At 65.4% G+C, this 15,962-nt stretch carries 18 protein-coding genes; 3 read left to right on the forward strand and 15 right to left on the reverse strand.

What is annotated here, in order from left to right:
• Nucleotide 1: 1 nt before the first annotated feature.
• The 7 genes from urtD to AC4PTB_RS11120 form a co-directional block, all read right to left on the reverse strand.
• Nucleotides 2–742 (reverse strand): urea ABC transporter ATP-binding protein UrtD, encoded by a 741-nt coding sequence (gene urtD, locus AC4PTB_RS11090; protein WP_492190011.1) that lies wholly within the window; start codon nucleotides 740–742, stop codon nucleotides 2–4.
• Nucleotides 739–1,965: an urea ABC transporter permease subunit UrtC gene (urtC, locus tag AC4PTB_RS11095; protein ID WP_492190012.1), complete on the reverse strand. Its 1,227-nt coding sequence runs from the start codon at nucleotides 1,963–1,965 to the stop codon at nucleotides 739–741. The genes urtD and urtC overlap by 4 nt, the downstream gene beginning before the upstream one ends.
• A gap of 108 nt (nucleotides 1,966–2,073) precedes the next feature.
• Nucleotides 2,074–4,050 carry an urea ABC transporter permease subunit UrtB gene (gene urtB, locus AC4PTB_RS11100; protein ID WP_492190013.1) on the reverse strand — a complete coding sequence of 659 codons (1,977 nt, stop codon included), beginning with the start codon at nucleotides 4,048–4,050 and terminating at the stop codon, nucleotides 2,074–2,076.
• 60 nt (nucleotides 4,051–4,110) lie between these two features.
• Nucleotides 4,111–5,388, reverse strand: coding sequence for an urea ABC transporter substrate-binding protein (gene urtA, locus AC4PTB_RS11105; RefSeq protein ID WP_492190014.1), 1,278 nt, complete (start codon nucleotides 5,386–5,388; stop codon nucleotides 4,111–4,113).
• Between the two features lie 247 nt (nucleotides 5,389–5,635).
• Nucleotides 5,636–6,262 carry an urease accessory protein UreG gene (ureG, locus tag AC4PTB_RS11110; protein ID WP_492190015.1) on the reverse strand — a complete coding sequence of 209 codons (627 nt, stop codon included), beginning with the start codon at nucleotides 6,260–6,262 and terminating at the stop codon, nucleotides 5,636–5,638.
• Nucleotides 6,259–6,900 (reverse strand): urease accessory protein UreF, encoded by a 642-nt coding sequence (locus AC4PTB_RS11115; RefSeq protein WP_492190016.1) that lies wholly within the window; start codon nucleotides 6,898–6,900, stop codon nucleotides 6,259–6,261. The genes ureG and AC4PTB_RS11115 overlap by 4 nt, the downstream gene beginning before the upstream one ends.
• Nucleotides 6,887–7,357: an urease accessory protein UreE gene (locus tag AC4PTB_RS11120; RefSeq protein ID WP_492190017.1), complete on the reverse strand. Its 471-nt coding sequence runs from the start codon at nucleotides 7,355–7,357 to the stop codon at nucleotides 6,887–6,889. Before AC4PTB_RS11120 ends, AC4PTB_RS11115 begins: the two co-directional genes overlap by 14 nt.
• Before the next feature lie 77 nt (nucleotides 7,358–7,434).
• Between AC4PTB_RS11120 and AC4PTB_RS11125 the strand changes: the two genes are divergently transcribed.
• The gene (locus tag AC4PTB_RS11125; RefSeq protein ID WP_492190018.1) at nucleotides 7,435–7,779 is read left to right on the forward strand and encodes a hypothetical protein; all 345 of its coding nucleotides are present in this window, start codon (nucleotides 7,435–7,437) and stop codon (nucleotides 7,777–7,779) included.
• Between the two features lie 4 nt (nucleotides 7,780–7,783).
• Here AC4PTB_RS11125 and ureC read toward each other — a convergent pair whose 3' ends face one another.
• From ureC to AC4PTB_RS11155, 6 genes are all read right to left on the reverse strand, one after another.
• Complete coding sequence (gene ureC, locus AC4PTB_RS11130) at nucleotides 7,784–9,490, reverse strand: urease subunit alpha (RefSeq protein ID WP_492190019.1); 1,707 nt, start codon at nucleotides 9,488–9,490, stop codon at nucleotides 7,784–7,786.
• Nucleotides 9,490–9,795 (reverse strand): urease subunit beta, encoded by a 306-nt coding sequence (locus AC4PTB_RS11135; protein ID WP_492192631.1) that lies wholly within the window; start codon nucleotides 9,793–9,795, stop codon nucleotides 9,490–9,492. Before AC4PTB_RS11135 ends, ureC begins: the two co-directional genes overlap by 1 nt.
• Before the next feature lie 21 nt (nucleotides 9,796–9,816).
• A complete protein-coding gene (locus AC4PTB_RS11140) occupies nucleotides 9,817–10,119 on the reverse strand; it encodes an urease subunit gamma (protein WP_492190020.1) in 303 nt (100 codons plus the stop codon).
• A gap of 9 nt (nucleotides 10,120–10,128) precedes the next feature.
• Nucleotides 10,129–10,941, reverse strand: a complete 813-nt coding sequence (locus tag AC4PTB_RS11145) for an urease accessory protein UreD (protein ID WP_492190021.1) — start codon at nucleotides 10,939–10,941, stop codon at nucleotides 10,129–10,131.
• Between the two features lie 129 nt (nucleotides 10,942–11,070).
• Nucleotides 11,071–11,529, reverse strand: a complete 459-nt coding sequence (locus tag AC4PTB_RS11150; protein WP_055212972.1) for an Lrp/AsnC family transcriptional regulator — start codon at nucleotides 11,527–11,529, stop codon at nucleotides 11,071–11,073.
• Nucleotides 11,526–11,984, reverse strand: a complete 459-nt coding sequence (locus AC4PTB_RS11155) for an Lrp/AsnC family transcriptional regulator (RefSeq protein WP_492190022.1) — start codon at nucleotides 11,982–11,984, stop codon at nucleotides 11,526–11,528. The genes AC4PTB_RS11150 and AC4PTB_RS11155 overlap by 4 nt, the downstream gene beginning before the upstream one ends.
• A gap of 124 nt (nucleotides 11,985–12,108) precedes the next feature.
• Here AC4PTB_RS11155 and ilvC point away from each other — a divergent pair, with 124 nt between their 5' ends.
• The gene (gene ilvC / locus AC4PTB_RS11160; protein WP_013066950.1) at nucleotides 12,109–13,131 is read left to right on the forward strand and encodes a ketol-acid reductoisomerase; all 1,023 of its coding nucleotides are present in this window, start codon (nucleotides 12,109–12,111) and stop codon (nucleotides 13,129–13,131) included.
• Nucleotides 13,132–13,207: 76 nt separating this feature from the next.
• On the forward strand, nucleotides 13,208–13,576 hold the full coding sequence (locus tag AC4PTB_RS11165) for a hypothetical protein (RefSeq protein ID WP_492190023.1): 369 nt from the start codon (nucleotides 13,208–13,210) through the stop codon (nucleotides 13,574–13,576).
• A gap of 3 nt (nucleotides 13,577–13,579) precedes the next feature.
• Here AC4PTB_RS11165 and glmM read toward each other — a convergent pair whose 3' ends face one another.
• Both glmM and folP read right to left on the reverse strand, forming a co-directional pair.
• Nucleotides 13,580–14,926, reverse strand: coding sequence for a phosphoglucosamine mutase (gene glmM / locus AC4PTB_RS11170; RefSeq protein ID WP_492190024.1), 1,347 nt, complete (start codon nucleotides 14,924–14,926; stop codon nucleotides 13,580–13,582).
• Nucleotides 14,923–15,939 carry a dihydropteroate synthase gene (folP, locus tag AC4PTB_RS11175; protein ID WP_492190025.1) on the reverse strand — a complete coding sequence of 339 codons (1,017 nt, stop codon included), beginning with the start codon at nucleotides 15,937–15,939 and terminating at the stop codon, nucleotides 14,923–14,925. The genes glmM and folP overlap by 4 nt, the downstream gene beginning before the upstream one ends.
• Between the last annotated feature and the right edge of the window lie 23 nt (nucleotides 15,940–15,962).

The following is a 15,962-nucleotide window of genomic DNA, read 5'->3' on the forward strand; positions in this document are numbered from 1 at the left end:
TTCAGCGCCCCAGATAAACGTCGATGACCTGCCGGTTCGCGGTCACGTGATCGAGCGAGCCTTCGGCCAGAACCGCGCCTTCATGCAGCACGGTGACCTTGCAATTCAGTCGGCGCACGAACTCCATGTCATGCTCGACCACCACGACGGCATGGGTCTTCGCCAGCTCAACGAGCAGCGCGGTGGTCTGCTCGCGTTCGGCCAGCGTCATCCCCGCCGCCGGTTCATCGACCAAGAGCAGCCGCGGTTCCTGCGCCAAGAGCATGCCGATCTCCAGCCATTGCTTCTGTCCGTGCGACAATTCCCCGGATTTGCGCGACAGCGCTTCCCCAAGACCCACCTGCGCCGCCAGCGCCGCGACCCGCGCATGATCGGCAGCTTTCGGCGTCCAGACCAGCACCCGCCAAGGGCTGCGCGGCGCCTTCAGCGCCATCATCAGGTTTTCCGCCACGGTCTGATCCTCGAAGACCGTCGGGCGCTGGAACTTGCGGCCCACGCCTTGCCGGGCGATCTGCGCCTCGTCGAGTTTCAGAAGGTCAATCGAGCGTTCCCCCCACAGCACCCGGCCCTCGTCGGGGCGGGTCTTGCCGGTGACGATGTCCATGAAGGTGGTTTTGCCCGCGCCATTCGGGCCGATCACCGCGCGCAGCTCGGCCGGGCCGATGGAGAAACTGAGGTTGTTGATCGCCCGGAATCCGTCGAAGGTGACGGAAATACCCGAGACTTCAAGCAGTTCGCTCATTGGCTTGCCTCCCGTTCCATGAACGCGCCGTCATTCGGGCCCATGGGCGCGCCGCCGCGGCGGGGCGGGCGCAGACCGGCCAGCAGATCGACGAGGCCCGACAGCCCCTTTGGCGCGAAAAGCGTGACAAGGACGAAGGAGAGACCGAGCAGCACCTGCCACCAATCGACCCATTTCACCGTGTAAAAGCCAAGCGGCAGATCCGGCGCGCGGCCCCCGGTGAACCAGGTCGAGACCAGCGAGACGAAAGCGGCGCCAATCACCGCGCCCCAAAGGCGGCCCCGCCCCCCGATCGCCACCCAGACGGCGAGATAGATCGAGGCGATCGGCGCCACCTCGGCCGGGTTGATGATCCCGGCTTGCGGGTAGTAAAGCGCCCCGGCCACGGCGGCGATCAGCGCGGTCAGGGTGAAGACGAAGAGCTTGTAGCCCTCGACCGGGTAGCCAAGGAAACGCACCCGGGCCTCGTCGTCGCGGATCGCACGCATCACCGAGCCGAACTTGCCCGAAACGATGAAGGCGCAGGCGAGATAGCCAAGGCCGAGCGCAAGCGCGGAGGCCCAGAGGAACCAGACCGAGAGCCGGTCCTGCCCGGCCCAGTCAAGGCCCGGGATGTTCTGCAGCCCCGACAGGCCGTTGTTGCCGCGCAAGCCGCTGTCGTTCTGGAACAGGTAAAGCGCCAAGGCGAGGGTCATCGCTTGGGTCAGGATCGAGAGATAGACCCCGGTGACGCGGGAGCGGAAGGCGAGCCAGCCAAAGCCCAGCGCCAGAAGCCCGGGGACGATCACGACAAGCGCCAGCTGCGCCGGAAGCGATCCCGCCAAGGCCCAGATCGCCGGGAGTTCCGAGGCGCCGACGACGCCGAAGATCTGCGCCGCGATGGCGTCACTCATCTCTTGCGGGGTCATTGGCAGACCATGGGCCGAGGCCAGCACGATCTCGCGGCTGCGCGCCACCATCAGCCACATGCCGATCATGTAACCGCCCAGCCCGAAAAAGGCGAAATGGCCAAGCGACAGGATTCCCATGTAGCCCCAGACCAGATCCATGGCGAGGGCGATCAGGCACAGACACAGCGTCTTGCCGAGCGTCTTCACCATCGAGGTCGAGACGAGATCAAGCCCGTAGGCATTCGACAGCACCGTGACCGTCAGCGTGAAGAGCGCAAGAAGGCTGAGGAAAATCAGAACCGAGGGGTTTTTGACAAGGAACCCTTGTGTCATCGGCTGTGTCATCGGGGTCTCCGGGATCTGGCGGCGCCGGGGGCTTCGCGCCCCCGGACCCCCGCGAGGTATTTGGGGCAAGATGAAAGGGCGGCGGGGGGCATCGGCTCAATCTCCGGCGGCGCGGCCGCGCAGCGCGATGATGCCGCGCGGGCGGAACTGGATGAAGATGATGATGAACAGGATCATCCAGGTCTGGGCGGCAAGGGTGTTGGCGGGGTTGAGCGCCTCGATCCCCTTTTGCAGCCCGCCGACAAGGGTGGCGCCCGCCAGCGTGCCCCAGATATTGCCGACGCCGCCGACGACCACGGTCATGAAGCTTTGCACGATGTAATCGGCGCCAAGTTCCGAGGTGACCTTGGCGAAAAGCCCGATGGCAACGCCCGCGATCCCGGCGATGCCCGAGCCAAGGCCGAAGGTCAGCATGGTGATGCGGTCGGGGTTGATCCCCATCGAAGCCGCCATGGACGGGTTCTGCGTCACCGCGCGGACCTCGAGCCCCAGCCGGGTGCGTTTCATCACCAGAAGGAAAAGGCCAAGGAAGGCCAGCGCCAGGATGAAGATGGCGATGCGGATATAGCTGATCGCGACGATGTCGTTGAGCACAAGGGCGCCGTCGAGCCATTCGGGCGCGGTCAGCGGCCGGGCCTGGGTGCCGAAGATGTTCTTGAAAAGCTGCTGCAGCGCGATCGAGATCCCGAAGGTGGCGAGCAGCGTTTCCAGCGGGCGGCGTGCGAGATGGCGGATCACCAGCCGCTCCATCGCCACACCGGCGGCGAAGGTGACGGTAAAGGCCAAGGGCAGCGCGACCACAATCGAGATCGTGTCGTCGGTGATGACGTGCTGCACCACATAGCCGGTATAGGCGCCCATGGTGATGAATTCGCCATGCGCCATGTTGATCACCCGCATCACCCCGAAGGTGATCGCAAGGCCGATGGCGGCCAGGAAATAGATCGAGGCGAGCGAGAGCGCATCAAGCGTCAGATCCGCGCCCCGCATCGCGGAAACCTTGAGCGAGACCGATTGCAGCGCCGTTTTTGCCGCCGTGGTCACGGCGGGGTCGGGTTCGGCGTAGATGTCGGCAAAGCGATGCGCGGCAAGGGCGGCTCTCACCTCGGCCGGGGTGGCACCGGCGGGCACCCGGCCCGCGGCTTCCAGCGCCGCATAGGCGGTTTCGCGTTTCGTCGGATCGCCAAGCTCTGCCACGGGAACGCCGCCAGCCGCGCCGTTTTCGAGATGGGATTCAAGCGCCGCGCGCAGATCGGCCGGGGTCAGGCGTTTGGGCGCAAGCCCTTGCGACACCAGCAGATCATAGGCCTCTGCCTCGGGGAAACCGGGCGTTCCGGGGGTCAGGAGCGCGGCGACATTTCCCGTGGGTGCGGCGTCGAAGACCTGGCGCGAGGTGGCAAGGATCGGGTTCAGGGCGGCGCGGAAATCGAGACCGAGATCGGCGCCGAAGCTTTCGATCGCGGCGATGCGGGCGGCGGGGGTGGCGCCGAAGCGGATCGTCAGCAGAGCCAGCAGCCGTTCCTTTTGCGCCTTGATCGCCGGGTCGGTTTCAGTGTCGAGCGAGGCGGCCAAGGGCGCCAGATGCTCGGCTGCGCCGTCGCGGGCAAGCGTCGTCAACGCGGCCAGGCGCTGCTTCGGATCGGGAGCGGACAGTTGAAACTGAATGAGCGCCGCGGCAATCAGGCCGCGGACCCCGGCATTGGGCTTGATCTCGGCAATCTCCGCTTTCGCCGCCATGCCCCGGTCGGCGCCGGTGACGGGATCAGCGAGCGCGTAGCCGTTCGCCGTTTTCGTCACCCGGAAGATCGCGCCATCCGCCTTGCGCGCGCCCAGTTTCTTCTCGGCCCAGGCCTGCAGGAACGCGGGCGCCCCCGGCCCCGCATGCCCCAGCGCGGCAATCACCGGGCCGATGCTCTGGCGCGACGGCTTGGCAATGGCGGCGGCATTTTGCGCAATGACGGCGGCAAGGCCGGTCTGGACGGTGGCTGCGGAAACGGGCGGGGCGGCGTCTTGGGCGGCGACAGGCAGGGCCAGCACAAGGCTTGCCGCCAGCGCCAGAAAAAGGCTGCGCATGGGAAAATCCGGGCTGCGGGAGGGGGCGTCCTGCCCCCTCGGTTTTCATTTGAAATCAGCTCAGTAGTTCGATTTCAGCTGCACGCAGGTCTTCGTTTCGGTGTTGTACATACCGCAGTTCAGATCCTTCCAGTCCGAGGTCAGCACGGCGGATTCGGGCAGGAAATCGGTCCAGGCATCGCCCGGCACCGGCTCGGTCTGGCTGATGATGTCGAACTGACCGTCTTCCTTGATCTCGCCGATCAGCACCGGCTTTGTCAGATGGTGGTTGGGCAGCATTTCCGACATCGTCCCGGTCAGGTTCGGGAATTTCTGCCCGATCATCGCGGCACTGACCTTGTCCACCTCGGTCGAGCCCGCCGCCGTGACCGCATTCACCCACATGTTGAAGCCGATATAGGTGGCCTCCATCGGGTCGTTCGTGGTGCGGTTGTCATTGCCGATGAACTTGTGCCAGGCCTCGATGAAGGCCTTGTTTTCCGGCGTGTCGGCGCTTTGGAAATAGTTCCAGGCCGCCAGCTGACCGACCAGGTTCTTCAGATCGCCAGCGCCAAGGCCCGAAAGCTCCTCCTCACCGACCGAAAAGGCGACCACCGGAATGTCATCGGCGGTGATCCCCGAAGCCGCCAGCTCCTTGTAGAACCCGATATTCGCATCGCCGTTGATCGTCGAGATCACGCCGACCTTCTTGCCATCGGCGCCAAGCGCCTTGACGTCGGCGACGATCTTCGACCAGTCCGACTGCCCAAAGGGCGTGTAGTTGACGAAAATATCCTCGGCCGGGATGCCCTTCGATTTCAGATAGGCTTCCAGAATGTTGTTCGTGGTGCGCGGATAGACGTAATCGGTGCCCAGAAGCGCGAATTTCTGCACCCCCAACTCGTTGAGGAAATACTCCGTCGCCGGGATCGCCTGCTGGTTCGGTGCCGCCCCGGTGTAAAAGACGTTCTTCGAACTTTCCTCGCCCTCGTATTGCACCGGGTAGAACAGAAGCCCGTTCAGCTCCTCGATCACCGGCAGCACCGATTTGCGCGAAACCGAGGTCCAGCAGCCGAACATCACATCGACCTTGTCCACCGTCAGCAGCTCGCGCGCCTTTTCCGCGAAAAGCGGCCAGTCGGAGGCCGGATCGACCACGACCGCCTCCAGCTGCTTGCCCAGCACCCCGCCCTTCCTGTTCTGCGCCTCGATCAGCATCAGGACCGTGTCCTTCAGCGTCGTTTCCGAAATCGCCATCGTGCCGGACAGCGAATGCAGCACCCCAACCTTGATCGTGTCGCCCGCGGCAAAGGCGATGCGCCCCGTCATCGACATGGCACCGGCCGCCGCAGCGGTCATCAGCAGATTGCGCCGAGTAATCATCTCTTTCCCTGTTCCTGTCTTGCAGCCCCGAAGCCGGGCCGTTTGTGATCTGGTGGCGGGTCAGGGCCCGCGGGATCAGCAAAACCGGCGTGCCGCGATGCGGCAAGCGGGGCGCAAGCAGGAAAGGGACCAAGACGCGGAATTGTGCGCGCGCAAGGCAAACGCCCGGTCTTTGCGCAAGAACCGGGCGTTTTGGAAACGGGTTTGGCGCGAATCTTGCGTGTCAGGCCAGATCGGCCGCTTGTTCAAGACCGCCTTCCCGGATCAGGAAAGCGACGATCTCCCCGATGCCGACGCCATGGCGCAGCTGCGCCATCACATAGGGGCGCGCGCCGCGGGCACGTTGCGTGTCTGCCTCGAGCAGCACCGGATCGACCCCCACATGCGGCGCCAGATCGGTCTTGTTCACCACCAGAAGGTCCGATCGCGTCACCCCGGGGCCGCGCTTGCGCGGGATGTCCTGCCCGGCCGCGGTGTCGATCACATAGATTGTCAGATCGGCCAGTTCCGGGCTGAAAGTGGCGGCCAGATTGTCACCGCCCGACTCGATCAGGATCAGCGCAAGATCGGGGTGGGCCCGCGTCAGATCGGCAATCGCCGCAAGGTTGATCGAGGCATCCTCGCGGATTGCCGTATGCGGACAGCCGCCGGTCTCGACGCCGCGGATGCGGTCGGCGGGCAGCACCTGCGCGCGCATCAGCGCCTCGGCATCCTCGCGGGTGTAGATGTCATTCGTCACCACCGCCATCGAGAGCCGGGGGGCAAGTGCGCGGCAGAGCTGCTCGGTCAGCGTGGTCTTGCCGGCGCCGACCGGGCCGCCGATGCCGACGCGCAAAGGTCCGTGTGTCATGTCTTGAAAATCCTCACCTCAAGCGTTTCATGCGCGGCCGAGGCGATCTCGGCGCGAAAGGCGGATTGCGCCAGATCGGCGGGGGTGGCGGTGGCGGCGCGGGCGGCAAGCTGCGCGATGATCGGATGCAGCGCCGCCAGAACCCGTTGCCCCGCCGCCTGCCCCAAAGGGATGAAGCGGACCCCGACCGAGACAAGATTGGACGCGAAAGCATGTTGGAAAAGGGCAATCACCTGGTCCGGCGGTAAGCTTGTTTCCTTGGCCGCAGCAGCCACCGCCAAAGGCAGCGGCATCGGATTTGTGCAAGTTCCGGTCATTTCCGCCCGTGCCCGCGCAAAGGCCGCCCCCTGCTCCTCGGTCTCCCGCAACCGCTCGGCCGTGCCCGCCAAGGCCCGCGCCAGATCGGAAAGCGCCGCCAGATCCGCGCCCCGCAGACCGCAGGCCAGAAGCACCGCATCGTTCCAGCCCGCCCCGTGTTCCAGGATATCCGAAAGCCAATCGCCCAGCTCCGCCTCGGTCCGGACCTCCCCCGCGACAACCGCCTGTTCCAGCCCGTGGCTATAGGCGAAAGCCCCGGTCGGAAAGGCCGGGGACAGCCATTGCACAAGGGCGAGCAGGTCGAGATCAGGCGTGGACATGGAAGGGACCGTGGTCATGCCCCATCGTGCGGCCACTGCCATAGGCGCCGCTTTCGGGGCGGAACGGTTCCATGCGCTTGTCGACCCGCGCGCCAAGGCCACGCAGCATCGTTTCCAGCACGTGATCGTCGCGGATCAGAAGCCGGTCGGGCTCGATCTGGCAGGGCGTGTGGCGGTTGCCAATATGCCAGGCAAGCCGGGTCAGATCGCCGGTGACGACCAGCACCGGCTCCAGCCCGCAGCGCACCTCGATCAGCCGCCCGTCGTCCAGCGCGAAAGCCTCGCCACCGCGCAGGTTCGTCACCTCGGGCAGATCGACCAGAAATTCGGCACCCGAGGCCGCGACCAGACGCTTGCGCCGCAAAAACCGCGCCTCGTAATCCAGCGCGATGTGATCGGCGGCCCCGCTCCAGCCGCCCGCAGGCAGAACGCGGCTTGCCCGGTGCATCAGCGACATGATTTCCTCCGTTCTTCAGAGCTTTTTAAACATGACTTGGCAGCATGGTAAGGACGAAACCCGGAACGGAGCGACGGATGCAGCTCAAACCCCCTGCCGACGAACTGGCCGAAATCCGTGCCGAAATCGCCCGGCTGCGCGCCCGCGAAGGCGCGCTGCGCGAGATTTTGCTGCGCGACGCGGCGATGCCGAAGATCGGCCGCTTTCACACCGTCGAGCTGGTGACGCACCGCCAGCGCGTCTTCGATCCGCGGCTTCTGCCCGAGGAAATCCGGCTCGATCCCGCCTATACAAGGGAAAAGGTGACCCGCGTGCTGCGCGCCAGCCGCAAGGGCCCCGCTCAGCCGAGCGATGGCGCCGATCAGCCTGCCCCCTGCGCGGCGCTGCGCGCCAAGCTTATTGCCGGTCAGCACCCGCATTGACACGTCAATACAGGAAGTAGCGCTGCGCCAGCGGCAGGGTTTCCGCAGGCTCGCAGGTCAGGATCTCGCCATCGGCCCGCACCTCATAGGTTTCCGGGTCCACCTCGATCTGCGGCGTCGCGGCATTCAACTGCATCGACGCCTTGCCGATCGTCCGCGTGCCCCTGACCGCCAGCACCTGTTTCGACAGGCCCAGTTTTTCAGCCACGCCCTCGGCCTTGGCGGCGGCCGAAACGAAAGTGACGGCGCTGTGCGACAGCGCCTTGCCAAAGGCGCCGAACATCGGCCGGGTGTAAAAGGGCTGCGCCGGGATCGAGCCGTTCGGATCGCCCATCTGCGCCGCGACGATCATCCCGCCGATCAGCACCATCTCGGGCTTGGCGCCGAAAAACGCCGGATGCCAGAGCACCAGATCGGCGCGTTTGCCCACCTCGACCGAGCCGACATGCTCGGCCAGCCCATGGGTGATCGCCGGGTTGATCGTGTATTTGGCGATGTAGCGGCGCACCCGGAAATTGTCGTTCGCGCCCGTCTCCTCGACCAGCCGCCCGCGCTGTTTGCGCATCTTGTCAGCGGTTTGCCAGCAGCGAATGATCACTTCGCCAACCCGCCCCATCGCCTGACTGTCGGACGAAATCACCGCCATCGCGCCGATGTCGTGCAAGATATCCTCGGCCGCGATCGTCTCCTTGCGGATGCGGCTTTCGGCAAAGGCCACATCCTCGGGCACCTTGGTGTCAAGGTGGTGGCAGACCATCAGCATGTCGAGATGTTCCTCGACCGTGTTCTTCGTATAGGGCCGGGTCGGGTTCGTCGAAGACGGGATAACGTTCTGCGACGACACGACTTTCAGGATATCGGGCGCATGGCCGCCGCCCGCGCCCTCGGTGTGGAAGGCATGGATGGTGCGCCCCTTGAAGGCCGCCAGCGTGTTTTCGACAAAGCCCGATTCATTCAGCGTGTCGGTGTGGATCATCACCTGCACGTCCATGTCCTCCGCGACCGACAGACAGCAGTCGATCGCAGCCGGGGTCGTGCCCCAATCCTCGTGCAATTTCAACGCACAAGCGCCCGCCTTGACCTGCTCGATCAGGCCCTCGGGCAGGCTTGCATTGCCCTTGCCCGCAAGGGCCAGGTTCATCGGGAAGGCCTCGAAGCTTTGCAGCATCCGCGCGATATGCCAAGGCCCCGGCGTGCAGGTGGTGGCGAGCGTGCCATGCGCCGGGCCGGTGCCACCGCCCAGCATCGTGGTGATGCCCGACGCAAGGGCATCCTCGATCTGCTGCGGGCAGATGAAATGGATATGCGTGTCGATCCCGCCCGCGGTCAGGATTTTGCCTTCACCCGCAATGACTTCCGTGCCGGGCCCGATGATCAGCGTCACGCCGGGCTGGGTGTCGGGGTTGCCCGCCTTGCCGATCCCCGCAATCCGCCCGTCGCGCAGACCCACATCGGCCTTGTAGATGCCGGTGTGATCGAGGATCAGCGCATTGGTGATGACGGTGTCCATCGCGCCCCCCGATCGCGGGATCTGGCTTTGCCCCATGCCGTCACGGATCACCTTGCCGCCGCCGAATTTCACCTCTTCTCCGTAGGTTGTCAGGTCTTTTTCAACCTCGATGATCAGGTCGGTATCCGCCAGCCGGACCTTGTCGCCGGTCGTCGGGCCGAACATGTCGGCATAGGTCGCGCGGGAAATGAGACGCGGCATCAGAGATCTCCCATCACTTTGGCATTGAAGCCAAAGACGCGGCGGGCACCGGCCAGCGGCACAAGCTGCACTTCGCGCGATTGGCCCGGCTCGAAACGGACGGCGGTTCCGGCTGCGATATCAAGACGATAGCCCCGGGCGGCCGCGCGATCAAAGGACAGCCCCGGGTTCGTTTCGGCAAAATGGTAATGCGAGCCCACCTGCACCGGGCGATCACCGGTATTGGCCACCATCAGCCGGATCGCCAGGGTGCCCGCGTTCAGTTCGATATCGCCTTCTGCGGGAAAGATTTCACCCGGAATCATCTTGGAAATCATCGGCTTACCTCAGCGGATCGGGTGGTGGACGGTGACAAGCTTGGTGCCGTCGGGGAAGGTCGCCTCGACCTGGATCGAAGGGATCATCTCGGCGATCCCCTCCATGCACTGATCGCGCGAAATCACATGCGCGCCCGCCTCCATCAGATCGGCGACACTGCGCCCCTCGCGCGCCCCTTCGACGACGAAATCGGAAATGATCGCAATGGCTTCGGGGTGGTTCAGCCGCACCCCCCGCGCCAGCCGGTTGCGCGCCACCATGGCGGCCAGGCTGACGAGCAGCTTTTCCTTTTCACGCGGGCTCAGGTTCATCTTGTCCCCTCAGGTTTGCCAGACGCGCGGCGGGGGCGCGCCCCGTCGCAAGGCGCCCATCAGTTGCAGGATCTGTTGGCGCAGGGGCCAGCCATCCTCGGCCAGCAGGCGCAGCACGCATTTGCCATCAAAGCCCGAAGCCGCCGCCTCGACACCCGAGACCGTCAGCGCGGCGCGGGCCGGGCCCACCGCATCCTCGGCCCCCTGCGCGCAGAGCACAAGCGTCGCAAAAGCGCGCGCGGACCCCAGCAGCGCGCCCCGCACCCCTTTGGCGATGATGTTCGAATTCTGCAGGAAGGGCTCCAGAAATATTGGCTTTCCCGCTCTGTTGATCCTGCGAATATCGCAAAAGTGCAAATCTTGCACGATCTCGCCCATCGCGGCGCGGCCCAGCACCACCGCTTCCAGCAGCAGGCAGCCGGCCTCTTCGGCCAGATCCACCGTGGTCTCGCGGTGAAGGCGCGCATGGTCGAACAGGATGGTTTCCTGCGGCAGCCAGTCAAGCCAGCCGCCCTGCCCCACCCGATGCGCCACCGTCACCCGGGCCGCCTCCCCCTCGGCGCGATAGGCGCGCTCGGCGGCCTGCGTGGTCGCCACGACCTTGGCGGCTCCGTCCAGATCAAGCCCATATTGCAGCGTATCCCCAGCCGTGAGCCCGCCCGAGGTGTTCAGAAACACCACCTCCGGCACGCCGCGCACATGCGGCAGCAGCGCCTTGGCCGAGCCGCGCTGCACAAGCCCCTTCAGACGCGCGCCCTCGAAAGCCACGGACGCCTGGCCATGGCTGCGCTGCAAGCGAGAGGGGCGCGCGGAATCGAACATGGTCGCAGCAAACGCCCGCCGCGGCCGCGCGTCCATGTCGGGGCAGGCGCGCAGCGCCAGCAAGATCGCGGCCAGCCCGGAGCTGCACAAATACGCGCCATCTTGCCCGCAAATTCAGCGCCGCGAAAATCAGCCCAGCGGCCCCGGACGGCGCTCCTCGGACAGCATCACATTGGCTTCGATCTGCCCGACACCGGGCAGGGTCATGATGCGGCGGCGCAGCACGCGCTCGAAATCGGCAATGTCGCGGGCGCCGACCCGCAGCCGGTAATCGAAACGACCAAGGACGTGCTGAACCACCTGCACCTCGGGGATCGCCTGCACGGCGCGCTCGAAATCCTCAAACGAAATCCGCCCCTTGGTGGCCAGCTTGATGCCCAGAAAAACGGTGACGCCAAACCCAAGGGCCTGGCGGTCCAGCACCAGCCGCCGCCCGGCGATCACCCCGGCCTCCTCCAGCCGTTTCACCCGCCGCCAGGCCGCAGGCTGCGACAGCCCGAAGCGGCGGCCAAGTTCGCCCGCGCCCAGCGTCGCATCCTGCGCCAGCGCCCGCAAAATCGCCCGGTCGATATCATCGAGCGCGATCACAGCGGCAGCTCCGCCGTGTCCTTCAGCGTCGAAATCAGCATCAGCGCATCGGTATCGGCGATATGCGGCAGCGCCAGGATGCGTTCGCGGTAGATCTCCTGATAATGCGCCATGTCGCGGGCGATGACGTTCAGCCGCACATCGACCTGACCGAGGAATGTCTGAATTTCAATGACTTCCGGCACTTGCCGCGCAGCCTCCAGGAATTCGTCGAAAAACCCGGGCTGGGTCTTGTCGAGCGTGAAGCGCACCGAAACCTCGATCTCCCAGCCCAGTTTGCGCCAGTCGATCACTGCTTCCTCGGCGCGGATCACGCCGCCTTCGCGCAGCCGTTCAAGCCGCCGCCACAGGCTCGCCGCCGTCACCCCGGCCCGCGCGGCCAGTTCGGCGCGGGGCAGCCCCGGGTCGGCCTGCATCTGCCGCAGGATACGGCGGTCGATATCGTCTACCTGCATGATTTTTTCCGAATTGCATCTTTCGACGCATGATCTTTATCAAGAATAACGATATTTCACGAAGTTTGAATGCGCAATCCCTCCAAACCGCCTATGCTGCCCTCATCATAACTGGAGGAACGCCATGCGCGTGTTTTATGATCGCGATTGCGATGTGAACCTGATCAAGGACAAGAAAGTTGCCATTCTGGGCTACGGCTCGCAGGGCCACGCCCATGCGCTGAACCTGCGCGATTCGGGCGCGAAAAACGTCGTCGTCGCGCTGCGCGAGGGCTCGCCCTCGGCGAAGAAGGCCGAAGGCGAGGGCCTCAAGGTGATGGGGATTGCCGAAGCCGCCGCCTGGTGCGACGTGATCATGTTCACCATGCCCGACGAGCTGCAGGCCGAGACCTACAAGAAATACGTCCATGACAACCTGCGCGAAGGTGCTGCGATTGCCTTTGCCCACGGCCTGAACGTGCATTTCGGCCTGATCGAGCCGAAGCCGGGCATCGACGTGATCATGATGGCGCCGAAAGGCCCGGGCCACACCGTGCGCGGCGAATACACCAAGGGCGGCGGCGTGCCCTGCCTGTTTGCCGTCCACAATGACGCGACCGGCAAGGCGCAGGACATCGCGCTGAGCTACTGCTCGGCCATCGGCGGCGGCCGCTCGGGCATCATCGAGACGAACTTCCGTCAGGAATGCGAAACCGACCTGTTCGGCGAGCAGGCCGTGCTTTGCGGTGGTCTGGTCGAGCTGATCCGCATGGGCTTTGAAACCCTGGTCGAAGCCGGTTACGAGCCGGAAATGGCCTATTTCGAATGCCTGCACGAAGTGAAGCTGATCGTGGACCTGATCTACGAAGGCGGCATCGCGAACATGAACTACTCGATCTCGAACACCGCCGAATATGGCGAGTATGTTTCGGGTCCGCGCATCCTGCCCTATGACGAGACGAAAGCCCGGATGAAAGCCGTGCTGACCGACATCCAGACCGGCAAATTCGTGCGTGATTTCATGCAGGAAAACGCCGTCGGCCAGCCCTTCTTCAAGGCCACCCGTCGCATCAACGACGAACACCAGATCGAGCAGGTCGGCGCGAAACTGCGCGCGATGATGCCCTGGATCGCCAAGGGCAAGATGGTCGACCGTTCGCGCAACTGAGCCGCGCGACAGGACTTCGGGGGGCGCCTTGCGGGGCGCCCCTTTTTCGTTCAGGCTTGGGCCAAAGGAGAGCCCGATGAGCGAATTGAACGAAAAGCAGCTTGAAGCCCTGGCGGTCGAGCGCGCCAAGATCTTCACCCCCGGCTGGTTTGCCGATCTTTTGGGCGCAAGGCTTGGATTTGGCGACACTTTCTGGCTTGGGCTTTTCGGCGTGCTGCTGTTCGTCGTGCCCGCCGTGGTGCTGATCGGGGGGGTGCTTTACGCGCAGGCGGCCGCGGCGCTGATGCCGTTCTTCCGCATCACCGCCGGGCTTTACGGGCTTTGGACGCTGGGCGTGTTGCAGGCGCTGTTGCGGATCGGCGCGCGCGGCGGCTATCCGATGGTGGGGCTGGTGGTGACGGCCGGGATCGCGCTTGCCGGGTTTTACACGGCCGTCACGCTCTAGGTCTCAGGCGGTGGCCTCTTCCACCGCCGCCACGATCCCCTCGACCGTCTCCGCCAGAAGCCCGGCATCCTCGCATTCGGCCATCACCCGGATCAGCGGCTCGGTCCCCGATTTGCGGATCAGGATACGGCCCTGACCGGCGATCCGCCCCTCGGCATCCGCGATCACTTTTCGAACATTTTCATTCTCAAGCGGCAGCTGACCGGCCCTGAACTTCACGTTTTTCAACATCTGCGGCACGGTCTCGAATTGCCGCGTCAGTTCCGAGGCGCGGCGCCCGGTCTCGGCCATCGCGGCCAGGAACTGCAGCCCGGCCATCAGACCATCGCCGGTCGTGGCGTAATCGGTCATCACGATATGGCCCGATTGCTCGCCACCCAGGTTGAAACCGCCCGCGCGCATCCGCTCGACCACATAGCGATCGCCCACCGCGGTGCGTTCAAGCCGCAACCCCCGCCCGGTCAGGAACCGTTCCAGGCCAAGGTTCGACATCACCGTGGCCACCAGCGCGCCACCGCGCAACAGCCCGGCTTCGGCCCAACGCGCAGCAAAGAGCGCCATGATCTGGTCGCCATCCGCCACCAGACCGTTCTCGTCCAGGATCATCACCCGGTCGGCATCGCCATCAAGGCTGATCCCCAGATCCGCGCCATGCGCCAGCACCGCCTCGGCCGCGGTCCGCGTATAGGTCGAGCCGCATTTTTCATTGATGTTCAGACCGTTGGGCTTGGTGCCGACCTCGATCACCTCGCAGCCCAGCTCCCACAACACCTGCGGCGCGGCCTTGTAGGCGGCGCCATGGGCGCAATCGATCACCACCTTCAGCCCGGCCAGCCGATCGCGCGCCGGAAAGGTGGTCTTGGCATATTCGACATAGCGCCCCAGCCCGTCGTCGATCCGCTTCGCCCGGCCAATGTTCATCGGTTGCGCAAGACGGATCTCGCCCGCCACCAGCGCTTCGATTTCCAGCTCGGCCTCGTCCGAGAGCTTGAAGCCATCGGGGCCGAAGAACTTGATTCCATTGTCCTTTGCCGGGTTGTGGCTGGCCGAGATCATGATCCCCAGATCCGCCCGCATCGAGCGGGTGAGATAGCCCACGGCGGGCGTCGGCACCGGGCCGAGCAGAAGCACGTTCATCCCCGTCGAGGTCAGCCCCGCGGTCAGCGCATTTTCCAGCATGTAGCCCGACAGCCGCGTGTCCTTGCCGATCACCACCCGATGCGCATTGCGCCCGTCGCGGCGGAAATACCGCCCCGCCGCCGCCCCCAGCTTCAGCGCCATCTCGGCCGTCATCGGCCAGCTGTTGGCCTCGCCCCGCACCCCGTCGGTGCCGAAAAGTTTCCGCGTCATGGCGTGTAACCCCTTGTGATGGCGTTAAAAAGCCGGATGCCTTGGGCGATCTCGGCGACATCGTGAACCCGGTGCATCTGCACCCCCTGCCTGAGCCCCGAAAGCGTCACGGCGAGCGTTCCCGGCGCGCGGGCATCGGCCTGATCGACCCCGGCGATGGTGCCGATGAAACGCTTGCGCGAGACCCCCAAAAGAAGCGGGCAGCCCAGACCATGAAACAGCGACAGCCCGCGCAGCAGCGTCAGATTATGATCAAGCGTCTTGCCAAAGCCGATGCCGGGATCGAGCAGCACGCGAGCGCGGTCGATCCCCGCCGCCTCGGCCACCGCCAGACGCGCCGCCAGATGGTCATAAACATCCAGCAAAACATCGTCATAGCGCGGCTCGGCCTGCATCGTCGCGGGCGTGCCCTGCGCATGCATCAGGCACAGCGCGGCCCCCGATCCCGCCACCGTCGCCGCCATCGCCGGATCGAAGAGCATCGCGGAAACGTCATTCACCAGCCCCGCCCCCGCCGCCACCGCGGCGGCCGCCACCGGGGCCTTGCGGGTGTCGATTGACACGGGCAGCGCGAAGCCTTGCGCCCGCAGCGCGGCAATCACCGGGGCGGTGCGGGATATCTCCGCCGCGACAGGCACTTCCGCAGCGCCGGGACGGGTCGATTCGCCGCCGATATCCAGAATGTCGGCCCCCGCAGCCGCCAGGGCCTGCGCCTGGGCCAAAGCCGCCTCGGGCGCATCGAACCGGCCGCCATCGGAAAAGCTGTCGGGCGTCACGTTCAGGATGCCCATGACCGAGGGGCGCTCAAAGCCCACCCCGGCCAAGGCCGGGCGCGGCGCAGTCAGCCGCTCCAGCAGCGCGGGCGGGATGTCAGAGGCCGCAACCAGCCCCTGCGAGCCCGTCCGCGTCAGCGCCTCGGCATGGGTGAACCAGCACCAGCCCCCCGCCAGCGGCAGCGCCGCTTCGGGCCGGACGGCATCGGTCTGGGCAATCGGGCGATAATAGATCTCCATGCGTCTCTCTTCGCGAAAGAGCC

The sequence above is a fragment of the Rhodobacter sp. 4.3.4 genome, from assembly GCF_058724655.1.

Excerpts from the sequence above, each read along its gene's own strand:
- folP (WP_492190025.1), bottom strand. The coding sequence starts at position 15,939 with ATGGAGATCTATTATCGCCCGATTGCCCAGACCGATGCCGTCCGGCCC.
- AC4PTB_RS11125 (WP_492190018.1), top strand. The coding sequence starts at position 7,435 with ATGCAGCTCAAACCCCCTGCCGACGAACTGGCCGAAATCCGTGCCGAA.
- urtB (WP_492190013.1), bottom strand. The coding sequence starts at position 4,050 with ATGCGCAGCCTTTTTCTGGCGCTGGCGGCAAGCCTTGTGCTGGCCCTG.
- glmM (WP_492190024.1), bottom strand. The coding sequence starts at position 14,926 with ATGACGCGGAAACTTTTCGGCACCGACGGGGTGCGGGGCGAGGCCAAC.
- AC4PTB_RS11140 (WP_492190020.1), bottom strand. The coding sequence starts at position 10,119 with ATGAACCTGAGCCCGCGTGAAAAGGAAAAGCTGCTCGTCAGCCTGGCC.
- ilvC (WP_013066950.1), top strand. The coding sequence starts at position 12,109 with ATGCGCGTGTTTTATGATCGCGATTGCGATGTGAACCTGATCAAGGAC.
- urtD (WP_492190011.1), bottom strand. The coding sequence starts at position 742 with ATGAGCGAACTGCTTGAAGTCTCGGGTATTTCCGTCACCTTCGACGGA.
- AC4PTB_RS11145 (WP_492190021.1), bottom strand. The coding sequence starts at position 10,941 with ATGTTCGATTCCGCGCGCCCCTCTCGCTTGCAGCGCAGCCATGGCCAG.
- AC4PTB_RS11120 (WP_492190017.1), bottom strand. The coding sequence starts at position 7,357 with ATGTCGCTGATGCACCGGGCAAGCCGCGTTCTGCCTGCGGGCGGCTGG.
- AC4PTB_RS11115 (WP_492190016.1), bottom strand. The coding sequence starts at position 6,900 with ATGTCCACGCCTGATCTCGACCTGCTCGCCCTTGTGCAATGGCTGTCC.
- ureC (WP_492190019.1), bottom strand. The coding sequence starts at position 9,490 with ATGCCGCGTCTCATTTCCCGCGCGACCTATGCCGACATGTTCGGCCCG.
- urtC (WP_492190012.1), bottom strand. The coding sequence starts at position 1,965 with ATGACACAAGGGTTCCTTGTCAAAAACCCCTCGGTTCTGATTTTCCTC.
- urtA (WP_492190014.1), bottom strand. The coding sequence starts at position 5,388 with ATGACCGCTGCGGCGGCCGGTGCCATGTCGATGACGGGGCGCATCGCC.
- AC4PTB_RS11155 (WP_492190022.1), bottom strand. The coding sequence starts at position 11,984 with ATGCAGGTAGACGATATCGACCGCCGTATCCTGCGGCAGATGCAGGCC.
- AC4PTB_RS11135 (WP_492192631.1), bottom strand. The coding sequence starts at position 9,795 with ATGATTCCGGGTGAAATCTTTCCCGCAGAAGGCGATATCGAACTGAAC.
- ureG (WP_492190015.1), bottom strand. The coding sequence starts at position 6,262 with ATGACACACGGACCTTTGCGCGTCGGCATCGGCGGCCCGGTCGGCGCC.
- AC4PTB_RS11165 (WP_492190023.1), top strand. The coding sequence starts at position 13,208 with ATGAGCGAATTGAACGAAAAGCAGCTTGAAGCCCTGGCGGTCGAGCGC.